This window comes from Gudongella ferriphila, from assembly GCF_046224405.1.
Taxonomy (GTDB): Bacteria; Bacillota; Clostridia; order Tissierellales; family Tissierellaceae; genus Gudongella.
In genome coordinates, this window is record NZ_JBJXRK010000008.1 from 63,915 (window position 1) to 83,012 (window position 19,098).

Genomic DNA, 19,098 nt, shown 5'->3' on the forward strand with positions numbered 1-19,098 from the left:
TGTGATTGTAGCATTTTTTTTGCACTAAATCCAGATTCTTACCTTCTCCCCGTCAGATGATTCCACATCAACAAGGAGCAGGTCTCCTCCATGCTCTCTCTTGTAATCCTTGATTGTTCCTAGGCTCGACTTCAAATCTCCCGCAGTTATGCTCAAGGGCGAATGCTCACTAATCTTTGAAGCTGCAACCCTTAGGCTTATTGGATTGTCCGCCAGAAATTCCGGAATCGGAAATGACATGATCTTTCCCTCTGCACTTTGGATTTCAATCTTCATAGGACCACCTACTCTATGGTTATATCAACAAGGTCGCCATCGGCCGATTCAACCTCCACAAGCTTTCCGATTGCTCCCTGTTCAACCATTTGAACCAGACTCTCAAAATCAATCCCCTTTAGGTTTTCATTACCACCAACCATGCTATTCAGCATTCCGGACTGGAGTCCCATTTTTACCAATGCCATTGGAAGGTTAACATTGACCTTGTCACCATCCGCACTTAGAACCCTGATTCTCATGATCATCTTGTTGGGGTCCTTTCTTTCGTTTTCAGGAATGACCTGAGCCACCTTCTCCTGGTCACCTCGCATAAGCTCATCCAGGGTTACCCCGAAAAAATCCGCCAGATGGGGAAGTAGTCCTATGTCCGGGCATGAAATATCATTCTCCCACTTACTCACCGCCTGTGAGGATACTCCCATCTCCTCAGCCAGCTGATCCTGGGTAAATCCCTTTCTTCTTCTCAATTCACTGATTCTTTTCCCCAATGTCTGGGCCATGACCACACTCTCCCCTCTTATCTACAAATCCTTTCTTCTCATGCTCGTGTCATCAATATGCTGTGGCATATAAAAGTCGAAGCTTCTTTCCACCTTATTCTTCTTATAATCAATAAAGGCTTCCTTCTTCTCCCGGATTTTCCTTATTGCCCGTTCCTTACCTCTTAATATTTTTTGTCCGGTAGTAAACTCCATGACCTGGCCCCCTCTCTTGCATCCCTTCTACAGCTTAAGGATATACCTGGGAGAGGCCCATATGAAGCTATCATAAGTTGTTTTTCTACCTAAATTATAAACCATCAGTTGTATTTCTTACAACCGTTGGTTGAATTCTTGTATTTCACCAGCTTTCAAATTCCCGTTGCCATTTTTTATTTTTTTATGTATAATTAAAGGTGTTCATGCGGCTGTGGCGGAACTGGCAGACGCGCTAGATTCAGGTTCTAGTCCTAATTGCTAGGGTGGGGGTTCGAGTCCCTTCAGCCGCACCAGATTTGACAAGGCATTAAGCCTTGTCTTTTTTTCGTTTATTAGTGATATTCCCTCCATTCTTTGCTATACTAAAGGGGAAGAGAGGGGGTAGAATCATGAAGTTACATTATGTTAAGGTCAATCCGGCACAAAATATGACAGTCTTTGTCCTGGACCAGATTCCAAGAAAAGACCATGCCGAAATTTCACGCAAGCTTATGAGCTATGAAAGTGTACATGCAGAGCAGGTAGGTTTCATAGAAAAAACCTCACTGCCAGATTCCACAGAAACCCTTAGACTCCAAATGATGGGAGGGGAGTTCTGTGGCAACGCCAGCAGATCCTTTGCCGCCTATATGGTCTATACCGGGTATCCCTCGATTAAAAGTCAGGGTGAGGATTATCTAGTTCCCATACAGGTGTCAGGCTGGGAGAGGAATGTGGATTGCATTGTCACACCTCTTGGGGAAAGAAATCGGTTCCGTTCAAGGATCCAGATGCCATTGCCCCATTCAGTTGGTGCCCAGGAGTTTGTAATCCAGGGGGAAACCATTTCCACAATCAGGGTGGACTTCTTTGGGATAACCCACTTTGTGGTTGACAAGGATGCTGTAAGGAGCACTCTTGAGTTCTTCAATATTATAAAAACCCAAATGGACCAGGAGGGCTATGAAGCCTTTGGAATAATGTTTTATGATTTTGAGGAAAAATACCTGGAACCCCTTGTATATGTAAAGGGAACCGATACAACCTGCTGGGAAAAGAGCTGTGCCTCCGGAACCGCAGCACTTGGTGTTTGCCTTTCATATCTTGATGATGTGAGCATTTCAAGGGATGTGAACCAACCAGGTGGAACACTGAATATCGAAGTAAGATGGTCAGAAGGATCTGCTGATGAAATATTCCTTGACGGGGATGTTGAAATCATATCAGAAGGAACAGTATCACTTAATCTATAGGAGCAATTAAATGGAAGAAAAGACGTTAAAGAAGGCAATTTCAACAGCAGTGGAAACAGGAATGATCATGCTCCAGAACGGAGCAGAAACCTACAGGGTGGAGGAAACAATCAACAGGATGATTTCCTCCAAGACAAACTCCCCAGTGGAGGTTTTTGTCATGTCCACAGGTATAATTGTTGGAGCACACATAAATGGAGAGCCCTATACGACGGTTTCCAGGGTTCCCTCCATAGGACTTGACCTTGAGACAATCGCAAGGGCAAATTCCTTTTCCAGGATTTTTACCCAAGGGGATATGACCGAGGAGGAAACGGAGATAATACTTGCGGAGCTCAGGTCACCACCCAAGTTTTCAAAGCCCATACGATACGCCTTCAGCGGAATGGCAGGAGGCTTCTTTGTGCTGATGTTTGGCGGTACCTTCGTGGAGTTTGTACTGGCATATGTGGCATCCAGCATTACTGTTTTTTCAGTGGACAAGCTTACCATTCGCAAGCTGAATTTTTTTGTCAAGAACATCATTGGGGGGCTCATTTCAGCCCTCTTGAGCATATTTATTGTGTTTTTGGTGAGTGGTCTTTCAATGACTGCGGATTTTAACACTGTCATAATCGGACCCTTGATGACCCTGGTTCCAGGAGTTTCCCTGACCAACGGAATTCGTGACCTTATATCCGGAGAGCTTATAGCGGGAACCACCAAGATGATGGAGGCACTTTTCATTGCAATATCCCTGGCATTTGGTGTGGGTATCGTTCTGCAGGGAATCATTGCATTTATATAGGAGGATTTTTATGTACATTTTGACCCAGGGAATCTATTCCCTCCTGTGCGTTATCGGATTTTCAATAATATTCAACCTGCCAAGGCGACTTGTTCCCCTGGCATCCCTAAGTGGAATGCTTGGCTGGATCGTCTACATACTCCTTCAGCAGACCGCAACCAGCTTCATAATCCCAGCCTTTGTTGGGTCCATTTTTGTTGGACTTGTGGGAGAGCTGGCAGCAATATACAAAAAACAACCTGCTACAATATTTATTATTCCGGGAATAATACCATTTGTACCAGGCTATGGCATCTACTATACCATGTTTCACATTATCGACAACAATTTCTCCCAGGCTCTTGTAACCGGTGGGGAGTCACTTTTCATTGCAATTTCAATAGCCTGTGGCGTAGTTATTGCAACCTCTGTAGTCAGATACATACGTCCCTACCTTTTGAGTCAGGGGGACGGTTCTTTTTGACTCACTTTTCAGGAATTCTTCCCAGAGGGACCCTGATTCCAGCCTAAATCTACCCAGGGGGACTGTCTCCTTGGGTAGATTTAGAAGGACAGTCTAGCCTGAGCCTCCTTAAGAAGGAGCTCAACGATTACTGCCATTATGGTTACGGGAATCGCGCCCTGAAGTATAAGAACCATATCGAAGGTTCTTACTCCGTTTACCACAAGAACTCCCAGACCTCCCGCCCCAACAGCGGCAGCAAGGGTGGCGGCACTTATATTGATGACAAGAGCAGTTCTTATCCCTCCCAGGATCACATTCAAGGCCAGGGGGATTTTTATTTTTTTGTACAGCTGGAATGGTGTCATTCCCATTCCAATTGCTGCATCAACAACATCCTTGGGCACCTCCTGTATCCCCACCACAACATTGTATACTATGGGCATCAGTGCATACACCACAAGGGCAATCAGGGCCCCCTCATAGCCATATCCAAGAATTGGAACCGCAAGTGCCAGAAGAGCCGGGGATGGAAAAGCCTGTCCCAGGTTCACTACCTTCAGCAAGGGCTCCCTGAACTCCTCACCAGCTTTGGTGGTAGCGAAAATCCCCACCCCAACTCCAATTCCAACTGCAATTACGCTTGAAACAAGGACCATCCAAATATGCTGACCAAAATATACAAGCAGTGGTGTCCTGGACCCGGTTGTGCTTTTTGAGCTGAAGTACCTATAAAGAATACTTTCAAACTCCCTTGAATAGATCACGATCAGGGCGAGAGCCGCCATAAGAACAAGGGCTGCAAATATGTTGCCGTTAAGCCTTCTCATTTATATCCCTCCCCACTACCTGAAGGATTCTGTTGAAGGATATGCTTCCATCCTTTACAGACACCCTGTCATCTCCTGTGAGGAGCATCTGTGAAAGGGCCTCCTTAAGGGTTGCATCCTGGGGTATTTCTGCCCCTTCCCATGGGATGCCCTCCATATAGTCTTCAGCATTCTTTCGTGAAAGGATTGTAAGGATACCCTCTCCTTTGAAGAAGCTGTCCACAAAATCATCCTCTGAATGGAGGACCACCTTTTCAGGTGTGTCAAGACTTACAACCTTTCCATGGTTCATAATGCATATCCTGTCTCCAAGGAGTATGGCCTCATCTATATCATGGGTTACGAATACCACTGTCTTCTGAAGACGTCTCTGGATTTGTCTGAATTCCTTCTGAAGCCTCAATCTGTTTATGGGGTCAACAGCACCAAAGGGCTCATCCATCAGCAGGATATCAGGATCTGATGCCAGGGCCCTTGCAACCCCAACTCTCTGGGCCTCACCACCTGAAAGTTGAGAGGGCTTTTTGTCCTTGTACTTCTCCGGGTCCAGACCCACAAGAAGCAGGAGCTCCTCCACCCTCTTGTCAATTTTCTTTTCCTCCCAGCCCAGCAGCTGGGGTACCGTTGCAATGTTTTTCCATACGTTCATATGTGGAAAAAGACCTATGCTTTGGATAACATATCCTATTCCCTTTCTGAGGTCCTCCTCCACAAAGGAATCTATTTCCTTATCCTTTATTTTTATGGTTCCAGAGGTTCTCTCGGCCATCTTGTTCATCAGCCTCAGTGTAGTTGACTTTCCGCAACCTGATGGTCCAAGTATTACAAGAAGCTCCCCCCTGTCAACATGAAGGGACAGATTGTCTACTGCCTTGAAATCTCCGTATGATTTTGTCACATTCTGCATTTCAATCATAAACAACCCTCCTTACATACTTCTCAAATTCCTTGAGAGAATAGTCCAGAACAACTGTAAAGAACACAATGGGAATAACTCCAAGAAGTATCAGATCTGGGGATGCCTCCGCAAGTCCCAGAAACACAAAGCTTCCCATTCCTCCACCTCCTACCAGGCCTGCCAGCACCGCTCCGCCTATTGTCTGGATAAAGGCTATCCGGATGCCTGTGAATATCACAGGGAAGGCTAGTGGTATCTCGATCTTTTTTAGGATTTGCCACCTGCTCATCCCCATCCCCCTTGCAGCCTCCACCACATTTTTATCTATGGAATGAAAGCCGGTCAGGGTATTTCTTCCTATGGGCAGAAGGGTGTAAAGGGTAAGGGCCACAAAGGCAGGCGCCCAACCTATTCCACTAACTCCAATTGCCCTGAAAAAGGGGAGCTGTCCAAGTCCCGAAAGAGGTACAAGGAGTATCCCAAACAATGAAAGACTTGGTATTGTCTCTATTATGCTCAAGGGAACCATTATCCTTCCCTCAAGCTTTTTCCTTGAATAAGCCAGGTATCCGAGAGGTATCGCCATCAGGGCTCCCGCCAATACCGATCCGAAGGTTAGGACCCCGTGGATGTAGAGGTTGTTGTAAAATTGTCCCTTTCTGACTCCATACTCCTTTATCAGTGATAGATCATCAAAGTACCCAATGGACACAAGGCTGCCCATGATCAGGATAGCTCCAATTCCCATTGCAGCCTTGAGCCTTCTGCTCCAGCCTGCCCTGGGTAGATATGTTGACAGGATTATATACAGAGAAAGGATTTGAATATATAATCCCGATGAAAAGCTTACTCTAGGGTTTGCTCCAACTTCCAGGATGTCTCTTGCTCCAGTGGGGATCAGGAATATGATTCCAGCTGCCATCACTATTCCAACCATGGATATAAGTTCATTCTTTCTTTTTATCCCATACAAAGAAAGGGCCATAAATATGGCCCATCCCACAATAATCAAAGCTCCGAAAGCGCCAAGGTATTCAAGGGCCAACAGCTTTTCCCCCGATACAATCCTGTTTGGCTTGACTTCCACCAAGGGAAGCAGAAAGAACCCTGCCATCCCCAACGCTGTCAGTAGAATCAATACCTTGTCTTTTTTTCCTGCCATAATATCACCCACTGAAGCTACCGTTCAATCAGTCCGTTTTCAAGAAGATGGTCTTGTGCAACATCTCGTGGTGAAGCTCCATCAACTATTACCATCTTGTTCATTTCCTGAAGGTTTTCCAAATTCAGGGTTCCGAAAGCCTCTTCAATGATTTCCCCTATTTCAGGATACTTTTCCAGCACTTCAGCCCTTACGATAGCAGAGGGCTCATACACGGGAGGTATTGACAAGGGATCGTCAATAACCACCAGGTCCAAATCCGCAATTGAACCATCTGTACCATAAGCAAGTGCTACGTTGACTCCGTCTGTCCCATTGGCCAATGCACTCAAGGTCTCAGCTGTGTTTCCATGAGGCAGCATAATGATCTGATCTGGAGTAAGTGAAAATCCATATGCTTCCTCCATGCCCAGAAGACCGGTGTATTTCTCCGCAAAAAGCTGGCTGGTGATAAATTTTACATAGCCGCCATTGTTAACATATTCAGCAAAGTCGTACATGTCTGTGATATCATTCTCTTCTGCGAATTCCCTTTTGACTGCCATGGCCTCTGTATTGTTTGCCTTTGCAGGACTTAGCCAAACAAGGTTGTTGTTTTCCTCATCATACCCTCTTATAGCCTGGTAGCCCTCTTCTGCGTCCCTCCACAGATCCTCCTCAAATCCCTCGGAGTAGAACTGTCCGTTGCCAGTATAGTCGATTCCAATGTGCAGCTCTCCTTCAAGAAGCGCATTCCTGTGGACATCTGGGGTTCCAAACTGAACCTTATCCACAATTTCATAACCCTTATCCTCAAGGGCAAGAAGAATCATGTTCCCAAGAATTCCACCCTCAGTATCCACAAAGGATCCCAGCACTATGGGATCGTCAGGATTCTTCACTTCTCCATCAGTACCTGCACCACAGGCTGAAAGCACAAGCACAAGTGTCATTATTCCAATTATTGTAATGAGTCTTTTTCTCATTTTTTCTCCTCCTCCATTTTATACCTTAATATGGTAATCCATGGAGAATACATACCCGATTGCCAGGCAATTAATCAAGTGAGTCAAGGGGGACGGTTCTGCTGACTCACTTATTTTGAGTCAGCAGAACCGTCCCCCTTGACTCATCAGTCTGATATACTTTATTGAGGCTCCAATGGTACCCTTGAGAATCCGAAGGATATTGACAAAGCCATACTTTCTGATCATCTGGGTATTTTTGTTTATGGCAAGGTTTATATACACATAGGTCTTCAAGAGCTCCATATAATAGGACCTAAGTGACATCCTGGAGGGCATTATCATAACCTGCCCAAAGCTCCACATGTGGTAATCCTCAACCTTGTACAGGAGTCGATCCTTGTACTTTTCAAATAGAGGCAGACCTGGAAAAGGTGTAAGGGGGTTAATTGTGGATATCTCTGGAGAAAGCTCCCTTATGTATCTTCTGAATGTCCTAAAGTCTCCCTTGCTCCAATCGGGATGGGCCATAAAGGAAGCCCATACATCAATCCCCAACTCCTTGAGGAGCCTTGCCACCTCCCTGTTTTCATCGGTGGTGGATTTTTTTCTGTAGGTCTTCATTTCACCATCATCAAAGGTTTCATACCCCACCAGCAGAGCCTTAAGTCCAAGTGATGCCATCTTCCTGACCTTGTCCCTGTACCTGAGGATTCCATGGACCGACCCATATGCTATGTAATTCTTTTCTATACCGCTTTCCTCAATAAAGCCTATTAGACTGTCCACCTTCATGTCATCAGTAAACAGGTCATTGTCGATAAACATGACCGTAGGCTCCTTTATTGAGAGGAGATCCTCCTTCCAGATTTCATCTGGCAGAATTTCCTCCCTGGCTCCCTCTATCCTCCAACGGAGACAGAAGTCGCAGGTCTTGCCGCATCCAAACCCCAGCTCCATTATGGCGGCAGGCCTGTATCCAAAGTAGGAATAGTGATCTCTGTATACCTTTGTGGACTCCCTGTCTGGAGGGAGGTAGAGGTTTCTCCCCTGAACTCCAGTGTCATGATATGACAGGTCTCTTGAAAGAACCCCATCAGTTATCTGGAGCTTTCCCTTTTCGATCTGTTCCATTAAGCCCAGAAGATTCTCCCTGTTTGTGAACCTGAAAATATGGTCCACCCTTTCATCCAGGAAGCTCTCAGGTGATAGGAGCGCCTGGGTTCCTCCCACCATGGTGATGATTTTCTGGTCATATTCCTTGCACCTTCCTGCAATGGACAGGACCTTCTGTACATCTATGCAAAGGCTTGTTATCCCAACAATATCCGGTGTAAACTCCCTAAGCTCACTTAAAAGGTCATCCTGGATCATCATATCCAGAATCTTCACCTCATGGTCATCCTTCAGGACCCCATATATCATTTCAAGTCCCAGGGGCTCGGAAAACATGAAGCTTCCAAGTGTAATTGCCTGCTTGATTCTTGGGGGTCTTATCAATAGTATTTTCATTTTGTCCTCCCTTAGAAAATGTTGGGGGTTATCCTGTGCCTTATCTGATGTCTGTAATAAAGGTTTACCATTCCATAGAAAAGGTACCTTAAGGGCTGTTTCACAAATTCCTTCTTCATGATATTTCTTCTGAAAATGGACTTCAGGGTGAAGAGGGACTCGTAAAGCTCCCAGTAGCTGTCTGTAAGCTCCCGGGAGGTCATATTGGCAGGTGTATGTACGGCTGCCGTTCCATCGTAGGAATAGATGTCCTTGTTCTCAAGCCTCCCCGCATCCTCCATCTCTTTGAAAAAAGAAGTCCCCGGAAACGGCGTCAGGATGTAGAACCTGGGAACAGAAATCCTGTTATCCTCTATGAAATCCTTGGTCCTTCTTATGGACTCCAATGTGTCCCCTTCCCCTCCAAGAACCATCTCAGTGGATACGTCTATTCCATGGCTCTTTATGTTCTTAATTAATTCCGTGTACTCGTCAGGCCTTGCCCAGCCCTTGTTCATGGCTACCAGACTCTCCCTGCTTATGCTTTCAAGTCCAAAGCTGAGGGTCGTACAGCCGCTGTCTGCAAGGTCTCTTAGCAGCTCATCCTCCCTGCCTATCCTTATGTCGCATTGGCTCATCCAATTAAGCTTCAGCTCCCTTAGGATACCTAAAAGCTCCCTAAGGTATTCCCGGTCGGAGAATATGTTGTCATCAAGGAGCAAAACCTTCCTGAAGCCCAGGTCCTTAACCTGCTGAAGATCCCTTTTAACCTCCTGCACCGGTTTTTTCACATAGCTGCCCTTATAGAGGCAGGCCACAGAGCAGAAGCTGCAGGTGTTGGGACATCCCCTTCCCGCCTGGACCGGAAGGAAGTCGCCAATGCTCTTGCCCATAATGAGATCAAACCTCGGTTTTGGAGTTGAAAACCAACCATCCTTAAGGGGCTCCCTGTAGTGTGCCTTGAGCTTTCCAGTTTCAAAATCCTCAATGAGATTTCTCCACACAAGCTCTGCATCCCCCTCTACAAGACAGTCACAGTGTTTCATGGACTCCTGGGGCATGATGCTGGCCATATATCCACCCATTATGACGGTCTTTCCCCTTCTTCTGAATTCCTTGGCTATGTCTATTGAACGGATCACCCCATGTCCCATGGTGCTTATTCCAATAAGGTCCGCATCTGCATGGAAGGGGATGTCCTCAATTATCTCAAAAATAAGCTCCACCTCCCAGTCCGGAGGGGTCATGGCGGCAAGAAGGGGAAGGGATAGGCCTACAAAATACAGCTTCTTCTTTTTTATGGGATTTCCCTGTCTATCATATGGACTTGGCTGTATCAGCAACAGCTTTTTCATCAGTATCCCCTCACAATTTTCTTCATGTACTGGAAAGCAACCATCTGACTTCCCTTCAGCATCCTAAGATTTGCCCCAAGGCCGTATTTCCTGACCAATCGGACTATGTTTACAGGTCTTGTCACAACCCTGTAGTAGCTAAGGAGCAAGCGTCCATAGAACATCCTTACACTCATCTTCTCAGGCCTAAGGACCACATGTGCCATGTCAAATACGTGATGCTCCGAAGTATCATAAAGGAGCCTGTCCCTGTATTCCTCAAAGATGGATGTACCCGGCAGGGGCGTCAATGGCTGCAGGTTGACAAAGGTAACCTTCATCCTTTTAAGCCATCCTGTCAGCTCCCGAAAGTCCTCCCTTGAAAAGTCCAAGGGAATGATCATGGTCGCATAGAGTTCAATTCCAAGCTCTCTCAAAATCTGGATGGCCTTTTCATTGGTATCCCTCGAGGTCTTCTTGTTGTAGTCATAAAGGTCCTTATCCCTTATGGATTCAACCCCTACAATTACAGCCTCCAGGCCCACATCCCTCAATTCCTCCATAACATCCCTGTTCCGGGCGATGAAATCCGCCCTTCCATAGACAAGATACCTCTTGTTTATCCTCCTCTCCCTCAGGAGACTGGCAAAGCTCAAGAGCTTGTCTCTTCCAAACAGGAAATCATCGTCAACTATGTATACTTCTTCCTCAGGTATGTCAATAAGCTCATCCACTACGGCTTCCATTGACCTGGAATGATACCTTCCCCCTGTGATTTCCCTGCAGAAGCAAAACCTGCAGCTGTAGGGGCAGCCGTAGGAGGTCTTCATCAAGGCACAGGGATTGTGGAACATGTAGTAGTAGCTGGTTCTGTATTTTCTTACACTGCTTCTGTCAGGGGGAATCAGATTAAAGTCTATCTCTTCCCTTGAAATCCTTTCAATCTCCCTTCTGATTTCATCCAGCCCTCTCCCATGAAGGATTCCCCTAAGGGCACTGACCAATGCCTTCACTCCATTTCTTCCAAACACAAGGTGGAGGTCCAAGCCTGAATAGTCCTCTGGAACAACCTCGGAATGGACTCCACCTACACCTGTGATTGCACCGGGTAAGGTATTCTTGACCTGCCTTGCCATATCCCCTATTGTTCCCACATGGGTTATATAGCCTGTGAAGAGAACCATATCCGGTCTTTTTTCTTCAAGGATACTTTTAAAGGATTTTCTTTCAAGGATCATATCCGCTATTTCAATTTGGCATTTATCCTTAAGGTCCTCAGGAATATTTGAAATCAGATACTCCAGCTCCAATGGCTCACAGATCATCACATGTTTTAATCCGATTGTCTCCCCATGTGGCTTTGGCCTTACCAATAGTATCTTCATCACTGCCTCCTCAATGTATATACGGCTATAGTGGGCATGTAGAAGGACTCCCTTATTACATGCCTCCTTTCCACAAGAAAGAAACCCCTAACCATATCCCTGAACTCCACATCAGAAGGATAGCTTGCAGGACCTGTAGTGAGCTTGACAAGAGAGAGGGCGACCTTGTCATAGGCTGTGTCGCCGCTTGCAAATGCAATGATAAGCTTGCCACCTGGATTTAGTCTTTCTGCAATATCCTTGATCACACCTCTTTTGTTCCTGTAATATGGCAGAGAGTGGGTGCAGCTGATCAGGTCGAATTTTTCATCAAGGTCTCCAATATCCTCTGCTTCCATATTAAGGTGCCTTACATAAGGATTATTTCTTCTTGAAGTCTGGAGCATGCCCTTTGAAAAATCAAGGCCCGTGATTTCCATATCCCTTAACTCCTCACGAACAGATCTTATCAGCTCACCAGGTCCACAGCCAAGGTCCAGGAGGCTACGGGCACCTTCCATCCATTCACCCTTTATTATATCCTTAACGTATTCTCTTGTTGGTCTTAGGGATTTTTTCTGAACCCAGAGTTTGTTATATCTACCTGCCCAGAAATCCCATATTGTTTTTTCCATGATATTACCTCATCGCTATATATTTTAATATCCGTTTCGAGAACAGAAGCTTCAGATGGCTTAAGTAAAACATTCCATAAAACACAGGCCGTGGAAGCCTGGATGGTAGAACAAGGTGAAGGAAATCAAACCTTTCCGGCCTGTCACTTGTCAGGCTGTCCTTGTACCAATGGAATTCTTCACTCCCTGGGAGAGGGGTGAATATGGAAATGGTGTAAAGGTCAAGGCTGTTCTTTATGATAAAGCTCCATAGCCTGAAAAATTCACCCATCCCATAGTCAGGATGTACCATGAAAAGGGCGGTCAGCTGGATATTGCTCTCTCTTAAGAGCCTTATGGCCTCTTTATATATGTTTCCATCCATATTCTTGTTGTAGTCTTTAAGCTCCTCCTTATCAGGGGTTTCAAAGCCAATTATAACCTCATGTAGACCGGAATCATGGAGTTCCCCAAGGAGGTCACCCTCCCTTTTTATGAAATCCGCCCTTAGATAGGCTATAATGCTTCCCTTAAAATCCACAGCCCTTGATGCTTCAATAAACTCAAGCGCATCCTTCCGGTCCACAAGGAGCACATCATCCACTATCCAGTAATGGTCTGCACCAATACCATCCATTTCACCAAACATCTGGTAGAAATCAGGTCTTACATAGGTGCTCCCGTTAAGACTTCTGCAGTAGCAATAGCTACAGTTATAGGGACAGCCCCTTCCTCCCTTGATCAGGGCAATCCCCTTCTTGTCAACATACCTTAATCTGTCCCTATTCTTAAGGAACAGGTCTCTTGATGGTAGAATGCCTTCAGGCCTTTGTACAGACCTTACCTCTCCCAATGCCCAGGTGTCGTCCCTCTTTCTTATATGGACCCCAGGAAGCTCTCCAGCCCATCCACCCCTTTGTAGATTGGACAGAAGCTCCCTGAAAATCTCAAAGTCCTGGGAATGAAATATGAAATCTATATATTCCTCCATGAACTTATTGCTGTTTAGCTGCACATGTACTCCAGAGACCATGACAAGGATATTGCTGTCCCGACCCTTCCACCAACGGGCCCGTTTAAGAATTTCCTCCTCTGCCACATTATAGCCAGTAAGAATCACCATATCGGGCAGCCTGTCACCAGGAGCCTCCAGGCTAAAAACAGGGTCTAGTATAATGCTTTCAATATCCATGGAATCCAGGACCGTCTTAAGGTACATAAGCTCAAGTGGCTCTGTAACTATTGGTTCAAATCTTGAAAACAAGGTCTTTTTTCTTACCTTTTCAAGATATATCAGCATTATGCTCCTCCTTGAAAACCCTGTGGCTTATTGGGTAGGACCTGTAGGAAAAAAGTGGCAGCAGCTTCCTTAGAATCCACCTTAATACAAGGTTATGGTGATGGATGAAAAGGTATCTTTCCCTTTCCTGGCAGCCAATCTTAAGCTTGCTTTCCTCAGAGGTCTGGCCAAGGTCGATTTCAGTGACGCCCTCTTCAATTCCCAGCTTTACTATCCAAAGTAGCATGTTGAAATAAAGGTCAAACTCCTCCACATCCTCTCTTCTGAAGCCGCAGAAGAGAAATCTTAAGGTATCTTTGTGCTTTTCAGTCTGCACAAAGGCCAGAAGCCTTCCTTCCTTTGACCTGAACTGGTAAATGTCCCCCCTGTATTCCTTGAAAAAATCCATGGGCAAAACCTCCAGAGGATGGTCTGACCTTTTCACAACATCAAGGTAGAGCCCATAATGCTCCTGTGTAAAAGTGCCCTCCTGGATCACAAGGTCCCTGCCTCTTTCCAGGGCCCTTTTTATCCTTCTCCTGTAGGGACTTCTCAATGAATTGAGGTAGTCCTGGAAGGATTTGTAGCTGTTCTTGAACACAAAGGTTGAAAGTGTTCTTGCTTGCACCGAAAAAGGTTTTTTCCCGTTTAACACAACCCAAAGACCTCTCTGTTTTTTAAGAAAGCTTTCAACATCCCTCTCTCTTCCCTTATATCCGGGGTCAGCCACGGAGATTGGAAGGCCGATAACATTTGTATCAAGCTTTAGTGACAATCTTCCCCAAAGGTTAAGAAGGTCCATCCCAAGCCTGTAGGTAACTATAAAGGTCCCGTTTTCCATGTAATATTTCTGAGAGCAGGGATTGACCCTTTCAAGAAGGGACAAGAGCTCCAGGCTCTCCATTGGAAGATCCAGTCCTCCATTTTCATTGAACTCAAGGATTCCCACTAAACCAGCTCCTTCACATAGGCAGCAAAGGTCTTGGATACTCCATCAGACCATTTGTATCCCAGGGACTTTGACCTTGGATTTTCCTTTAGGACCCAACCGGATTCAAAATGCTTATACCTTCCCTCAGTTATCTCCTGACAGTGGTCAAAGAGGGCCAAAATTGCACCTTTTCCCTGTTCCTCCTGGACAACTCCAATTTCAACAATTTTAAAGGTATCTATTCTCTCTGGATTCAGCCTTGCTTTTAGAACTGTCCCAAGTCCAATTCCACTTCTAGGGTCCATAATCTGATGAAAATCCGGATACCAAAGCATAAATCCAACATCAATCCCGTCTCTCTGCACAAACAACAGGTTCTCAGGCCTCAGGAGGAGCCTAAAGTCTCTGAACAGCTCCAGATCCTCCTCTGGAACCCTTCTGTAGTAGAAAAGGTGGTCTCTGAAGGCATTGTTGTTGATCCTTGTATAGGTTGCCGCCTCCTCCCTGAGCCTTGAAAAATCCACTGGACGAACCCTGTATCTGTCCCTCAGTCTTTCCTTCATTCTCAAAGGCAGCAGACCCTCAAGACTATCCATGTCCTTCATATATGTAACCATCTCTATCCTGTCAAAACCGTTTTCCTTATAATAACTGTGAATGTGAGGCGGATTGTGGGCCATTCCAAAGCTCTGTGGCTTGTGGTAGCTGCCAAGCAGGTAGCCAAGACCGTAGTTAACATGGATATTAAGGGATGCACATATTTTACTGCAGCCATACCTATTGGCAAGCTTGGTAGCCTCATCCATAATCATCCCAAAGGCTTCCATATCAAGCCTTGGTGATTCGAAAAAGGCTATCTGAAGATATTCCCTCATCCTATCCACATGGGCAAGCACGGCAATGATGATAATCTCCTCCCCATCCATTACAAGCACCGGATGGGCCTTTACTGCCTTTGAAAGCTTAGACCTATCAAAGAGGATCCCCTTCAGCAAGCCTGACATGGAGTCCCTCTTAAGGGGATTGTTTCTGTACTGAAATTTATAGAAATCAAGGAATTTCTTTTTTAGTTTTTTTGAATCTGCATGGACAAGTCTTTTCATTCTATACCTCATTTCTCTCCCGTTTATTATACCATAGCATATTGAATATTTACTGTTACAATGATGTAACCTGATCCCTTTTGATGTATAATCTATCTATGAATAAGACTTTTGGAGGTTATCATGGATATTAAGGTTATTTGGGAGGATGAGGACATAATTGTCGTGGAAAAGCCGCCGGGTATGCCCTGTCAGAGAGACAAGACAGGTGATTTGGACCTGATGGCTGAACTTGACAGGGATTATCTTGGTCTTGTCCACAGATTGGACCGGCCTGTTGGAGGGATTATGGTCTATGCAAAGAATGAAGCCTCAAACACCTGGCTTTCCAATGCAATCAGGGAAAGGACCTTTCACAAGGAATACCTTGCAGTAGTATGTGGAGTACCTGATGATAAGAGTGGTCAAATCGTGGACTATCTTAAGAAGCTTAGGACTGTAAACATGAGCAAGGTGGTCACGGAAGACGTTAATGGTTCAAAGAGGGCAATCCTTGATTATGAATTGCTTCAAACAGTAAACAATGAAGACTTGGGAACCTTAAGCCTTTTACATGTAATACTAAAAACTGGTAGACATCATCAGATTAGGGTCCAGCTTTCAAATGCCGGATTTCCACTTTGGGGAGATACCAAGTATAATAGGGAATTTACAAAGATAAAGGAATGGACTAAGATTGCACTCTGGTCCCACAGGATCAAATTCAGACACCCAGGTGGGAGGAAGGTCTCCTTTTACTCATCTCCAGGGGACATCCATCCTTGGAATCTGTTTCAAATGCCTGAATACAAATGATTGGAGGTTGTTGCTGTGAAGGGAGTATTCCATACAGATAGACTCATAATGAAGATTCTAAAACCCAAGGATGCAAAGCTTGTGCTTGATTACCTTATTAGAAACGAAGGCTTCCTTAAGGAATGGGAAACGGACAGACCAAGTGACTATTATACTCTTGCACATCAAAGAAAGCTTTTAAAAAGGGATTTCCAAAGGTACCAGGAGGGTCTGATACTTCGGCTTTGGATTTTTGAAAAGAAAAATCCAAAAAAGGTAATTGGAACAATTGCACTTGACAATATTGTCAGAGGGCCCTTTCTATCATCATTTGTAGGCTACAGACTGGACAAGGACCACATTAATAAGGGCTATACAACCGAGGCCCTTGGGGAGCTTATCCGGATTGCCTTTAAGGATCTGGGACTCCACCGACTTGAAGCAAATATCATGCCCAGAAACAAAAGATCCTTAAGGGTTGTTGAAAAGCTTGGGTTTGTCAATGAGGGAACCTCAAAGGATTACCTTAAGATCAACCAAAAATGGGAGGACCACATCCATATGGTCCTCCTGAATAAAGATCTCTAATTGCTCTGTTAAAGGTCGAGAATCAAATCCTCCAGCCTTCTCTTTGGAACATGGTGTACACCTTTTTCATCTCTCCAATACTTGATGTCCCCATCAGGTCCCAGGTCCTCAAGGACTACCTCCTCCTTGGGCTTGCCCAGTGCGATGACAAGCAAAATCTCATACCTGTCGGGAACCTGAAGCTTCTTCTTCAGGTTTTCCTTGTTGAAACCACCAAACATACAGCCTCCAAGTCCTTTTTCCGTAGCCCCCAGCAGAATACTCTGACATGCTATTCCGTGGTTCCAGTATATGTTGCTGCCGATCTCCCTGTCTGCAACCATAACAAGGTATGCAGAAGGTCTTTCCTCCTCTACTGGTCCCTCCCAATCCTTAAGGTATGCAGCCCACTTAAGCTCCTCAAAAATCATTTGGTTCTTTTCAGGGGTATTGGATATTATGTACTTCAGCTGCTGCAGGTTTGCTCCTGATGATGATAGTCTGGCCAGTTCGATAAGCTCCAAGAGTGTCTCCCTGCTGATTCCCTCCTCCCCATAGAATCTTCGATAGGTTCTGTTCTTCAATACCAAATCCTTTAACATCTTATCTCTCCCCTTAGATTTATTTTAATATTATACTAATTTCTCATTCCAGATTGTCATTTTTCAGGCGATATCTTATCAGGAATGGTATCACCCCTATTGCCATGAATATGTAGCCAAAATACATGGCAGCATGGACCAGAAGATTGGCAGCGACGGAGCTGATCCACCGGGTGAAGAATATGGGCAAGACTATAAGCACAGAAACCACCAGTCTGTAAACAAACCTAAACTCGTGGATGGCACCACAATTAAAGCAAATGATTGGCTTGTAGCCTGACCATATTGACTTTTGAATCGACTTGTATCGGAACTGGGTGTCGCAGCTTATGCATTTTTGAACCTTCATCAAGGAACACCTCCTTTACAGGTGAAAGTCTATATTCCCTCTCTACTCACATACTACCCCATTTAAAGCAATTAACACCACTATGAAATCCCCTTGTAAACAATTAGATATATCTGAGTCCATTAATAATTGAAATGGATGGAGATTCATCTGTTTATACTCCTCCATAAGAGGTAAAATGTCTATATAGACTTACATATCAAGGAGGTGCAAGTTGTGGTTAGAATTGATGATTCAGCAAGGGTGATTGGCAGAACAAGACTTGGTAATAACTCCTACATAGCACAGGGTACAATAGTAAGGTCAGAAAACGACTCAGTTATTCTTGGTAACAAGACCTGGGCTCTTGAAAATTCAGTACTTATTGGTACAGGTACTCATCCCCTAAGGGTGGGTAGCAAAACCGTATTTGGGCACAAATGCATCGTAATGGGAGCGGAGATTGGAGATCTGTGCGAGATTGGAAACGGGACCATATTTCTTCCTGGCTCAAAGGTTGGGAATATGTGCATTTTCGGAGAGGGCACCCTGATTCCAGAGGGAGCTGAAATACCAGATGAATCAGTAGTTGTAGGCAGGCCAGGTCGTGTAATAAGAAAGCTTACGGATGATGATAGGGCAATGGTTGAGAGAATGCGGGGAGGAGACATCTCAATCTCACCTTTTGAAGAAAACATTGTAGATAATGATGGTAAGGAGAGTGATATTATGGGCAAGCTTTACACTGTCAATGGAAAATACCCTCAGATTTCTGAGTCGGCATACATATTCGATACAGCTGAGATAAACGGAGATGTTAAGGTCGGCGAGGATTCTGTAATAGCTTCAGGTGTCAGGATCATAGGAAACACACACGGCCCCGTAATAATTGGAAATAACGTCCAGATACTTGAAAACACCGTTCTTCATCTTCTTCCCGACAACCAGCTTATAATTGAAGATGATGTGACAATCGGACCTGGGTGCATAATCCATGGCACAACCATCGGCAAGGGGAGTGTTGTAGAATCTGGAGCGATTGTCTGTGACTACAGTAAGCTTGGAGAAAATACTCTTGTCAAGTCAGGATCACTGGTCAAGCAGCGCAGCGATTTCGGAGACAATGAAGTCCTTGAAGGCTTTCCCGCAAAGAGCATCGGGAAAAACGAAGAAGCCCAGGAAAGACCAGTATGGGCAATCCATAAATAATATGAATTCAAAAAAGAGGACAGCTGGAAACTGTCCCTTTTTTACTTTCGCTGGAACTTATTCAGCTTCTATCTTGTAAACAACAGTCCTTGACATCTCCGAATCCACAGCCTGTGAAAGATAATCCACCAGGTACCCTTCACCCTTATTAGGCAAAAAACAAACAAACTCACCCTCTTACGAGGATGAGTCGAATTATTTAACCGAAGAACATCAGTAGCATTCCTGCA

Annotated in this window: 22 protein-coding genes and 1 tRNA gene; 7 read left to right on the forward strand and 16 right to left on the reverse strand. The window is 45.0% G+C overall.

Going from position 1 to position 19,098, the window contains the following annotated elements:
* Positions 1–24 precede the first annotated feature (24 nt).
* From ACKVDP_RS06895 to ACKVDP_RS06905, 3 genes are read right to left on the reverse strand one after another with little or no spacing between them, the layout of a single operon-like run.
* The gene (locus tag ACKVDP_RS06895; protein ID WP_409228081.1) at positions 25–276 is read right to left on the reverse strand and encodes a hypothetical protein; all 252 of its coding nucleotides are present in this window, start codon (positions 274–276) and stop codon (positions 25–27) included.
* A gap of 8 nt (positions 277–284) precedes the next feature.
* On the reverse strand, positions 285–779 hold the full coding sequence (locus ACKVDP_RS06900; protein WP_409228082.1) for a helix-turn-helix domain-containing protein: 495 nt from the start codon (positions 777–779) through the stop codon (positions 285–287).
* A gap of 21 nt (positions 780–800) precedes the next feature.
* Complete coding sequence (locus tag ACKVDP_RS06905) at positions 801–974, reverse strand: hypothetical protein (RefSeq protein WP_409228083.1); 174 nt, start codon at positions 972–974, stop codon at positions 801–803.
* Between the two features lie 208 nt (positions 975–1,182).
* On the opposite strand from ACKVDP_RS06905, the gene ACKVDP_RS06910 reads away from it, so the two are divergent.
* From ACKVDP_RS06910 to ACKVDP_RS06925, 4 genes are all read left to right on the forward strand, one after another.
* Positions 1,183–1,270 (forward strand) — tRNA-Leu (locus ACKVDP_RS06910).
* 96 nt (positions 1,271–1,366) lie between these two features.
* A complete protein-coding gene (locus ACKVDP_RS06915; protein WP_409228084.1) occupies positions 1,367–2,209 on the forward strand; it encodes a diaminopimelate epimerase in 843 nt (280 codons plus the stop codon).
* Positions 2,210–2,219: 10 nt separating this feature from the next.
* Positions 2,220–2,996, forward strand: a complete 777-nt coding sequence (locus ACKVDP_RS06920; RefSeq protein WP_409228085.1) for a threonine/serine exporter family protein — start codon at positions 2,220–2,222, stop codon at positions 2,994–2,996.
* A 10-nt stretch (positions 2,997–3,006) separates the two neighbouring features.
* Entirely contained in the window at positions 3,007–3,459 is a 453-nt protein-coding gene (locus ACKVDP_RS06925) for a threonine/serine exporter family protein (protein ID WP_409228086.1), read from the forward strand.
* An 80-nt stretch (positions 3,460–3,539) separates the two neighbouring features.
* Here ACKVDP_RS06925 and ACKVDP_RS06930 read toward each other — a convergent pair whose 3' ends face one another.
* From ACKVDP_RS06930 to ACKVDP_RS06980, 11 genes are all read right to left on the reverse strand, one after another.
* Positions 3,540–4,268, reverse strand: a complete 729-nt coding sequence (locus ACKVDP_RS06930) for an ABC transporter permease (RefSeq protein WP_409228087.1) — start codon at positions 4,266–4,268, stop codon at positions 3,540–3,542.
* Positions 4,255–5,184 (reverse strand): ABC transporter ATP-binding protein, encoded by a 930-nt coding sequence (locus tag ACKVDP_RS06935; RefSeq protein ID WP_409228088.1) that lies wholly within the window; start codon positions 5,182–5,184, stop codon positions 4,255–4,257. The genes ACKVDP_RS06930 and ACKVDP_RS06935 overlap by 14 nt, the downstream gene beginning before the upstream one ends.
* Positions 5,177–6,328 carry an ABC transporter permease gene (locus ACKVDP_RS06940; RefSeq protein ID WP_409228089.1) on the reverse strand — a complete coding sequence of 384 codons (1,152 nt, stop codon included), beginning with the start codon at positions 6,326–6,328 and terminating at the stop codon, positions 5,177–5,179. The genes ACKVDP_RS06935 and ACKVDP_RS06940 overlap by 8 nt, the downstream gene beginning before the upstream one ends.
* A 17-nt stretch (positions 6,329–6,345) precedes the next feature.
* Positions 6,346–7,293, reverse strand: a complete 948-nt coding sequence (locus tag ACKVDP_RS06945) for a glycine betaine ABC transporter substrate-binding protein (RefSeq protein ID WP_409228090.1) — start codon at positions 7,291–7,293, stop codon at positions 6,346–6,348.
* A gap of 120 nt (positions 7,294–7,413) precedes the next feature.
* On the reverse strand, positions 7,414–8,784 hold the full coding sequence (locus ACKVDP_RS06950; RefSeq protein WP_409228091.1) for a B12-binding domain-containing radical SAM protein: 1,371 nt from the start codon (positions 8,782–8,784) through the stop codon (positions 7,414–7,416).
* 11 nt (positions 8,785–8,795) lie between these two features.
* Positions 8,796–10,118: a B12-binding domain-containing radical SAM protein gene (locus tag ACKVDP_RS06955; RefSeq protein ID WP_409228092.1), complete on the reverse strand. Its 1,323-nt coding sequence runs from the start codon at positions 10,116–10,118 to the stop codon at positions 8,796–8,798.
* A complete protein-coding gene (locus ACKVDP_RS06960; RefSeq protein WP_409228093.1) occupies positions 10,118–11,482 on the reverse strand; it encodes a B12-binding domain-containing radical SAM protein in 1,365 nt (454 codons plus the stop codon). The genes ACKVDP_RS06955 and ACKVDP_RS06960 overlap by 1 nt, the downstream gene beginning before the upstream one ends.
* Entirely contained in the window at positions 11,482–12,096 is a 615-nt protein-coding gene (locus tag ACKVDP_RS06965) for a class I SAM-dependent methyltransferase (protein ID WP_409228094.1), read from the reverse strand. The genes ACKVDP_RS06960 and ACKVDP_RS06965 overlap by 1 nt, the downstream gene beginning before the upstream one ends.
* 4 nt (positions 12,097–12,100) lie before the next feature.
* Entirely contained in the window at positions 12,101–13,375 is a 1,275-nt protein-coding gene (locus ACKVDP_RS06970; RefSeq protein ID WP_409228095.1) for a B12-binding domain-containing radical SAM protein, read from the reverse strand.
* Positions 13,359–14,303: a GNAT family N-acetyltransferase gene (locus ACKVDP_RS06975; protein WP_409228096.1), complete on the reverse strand. Its 945-nt coding sequence runs from the start codon at positions 14,301–14,303 to the stop codon at positions 13,359–13,361. Before ACKVDP_RS06975 ends, ACKVDP_RS06970 begins: the two co-directional genes overlap by 17 nt.
* Positions 14,303–15,388: a hypothetical protein gene (locus ACKVDP_RS06980; RefSeq protein WP_409228097.1), complete on the reverse strand. Its 1,086-nt coding sequence runs from the start codon at positions 15,386–15,388 to the stop codon at positions 14,303–14,305. Before ACKVDP_RS06980 ends, ACKVDP_RS06975 begins: the two co-directional genes overlap by 1 nt.
* A gap of 123 nt (positions 15,389–15,511) precedes the next feature.
* On the opposite strand from ACKVDP_RS06980, the gene ACKVDP_RS06985 reads away from it, so the two are divergent.
* Positions 15,512–16,183: an RluA family pseudouridine synthase gene (locus ACKVDP_RS06985; protein WP_409228098.1), complete on the forward strand. Its 672-nt coding sequence runs from the start codon at positions 15,512–15,514 to the stop codon at positions 16,181–16,183.
* Positions 16,184–16,198: 15 nt separating this feature from the next.
* Positions 16,199–16,750 (forward strand): GNAT family N-acetyltransferase, encoded by a 552-nt coding sequence (locus ACKVDP_RS06990; protein WP_409228099.1) that lies wholly within the window; start codon positions 16,199–16,201, stop codon positions 16,748–16,750.
* Between the two features lie 8 nt (positions 16,751–16,758).
* Here the strand turns inward: ACKVDP_RS06990 and ACKVDP_RS06995 are convergent, their stop codons facing one another.
* On the reverse strand, positions 16,759–17,331 hold the full coding sequence (locus ACKVDP_RS06995) for a nitroreductase family protein (RefSeq protein ID WP_409228100.1): 573 nt from the start codon (positions 17,329–17,331) through the stop codon (positions 16,759–16,761).
* Between the two features lie 43 nt (positions 17,332–17,374).
* A complete protein-coding gene (locus ACKVDP_RS07000; RefSeq protein WP_409228101.1) occupies positions 17,375–17,680 on the reverse strand; it encodes a TIGR04104 family putative zinc finger protein in 306 nt (101 codons plus the stop codon).
* A gap of 216 nt (positions 17,681–17,896) precedes the next feature.
* Between ACKVDP_RS07000 and ACKVDP_RS07005 the strand changes: the two genes are divergently transcribed.
* On the forward strand, positions 17,897–18,868 hold the full coding sequence (locus ACKVDP_RS07005; RefSeq protein ID WP_409228102.1) for a DapH/DapD/GlmU-related protein: 972 nt from the start codon (positions 17,897–17,899) through the stop codon (positions 18,866–18,868).
* The last annotated feature ends 230 nt before the right edge of the window (positions 18,869–19,098 follow it).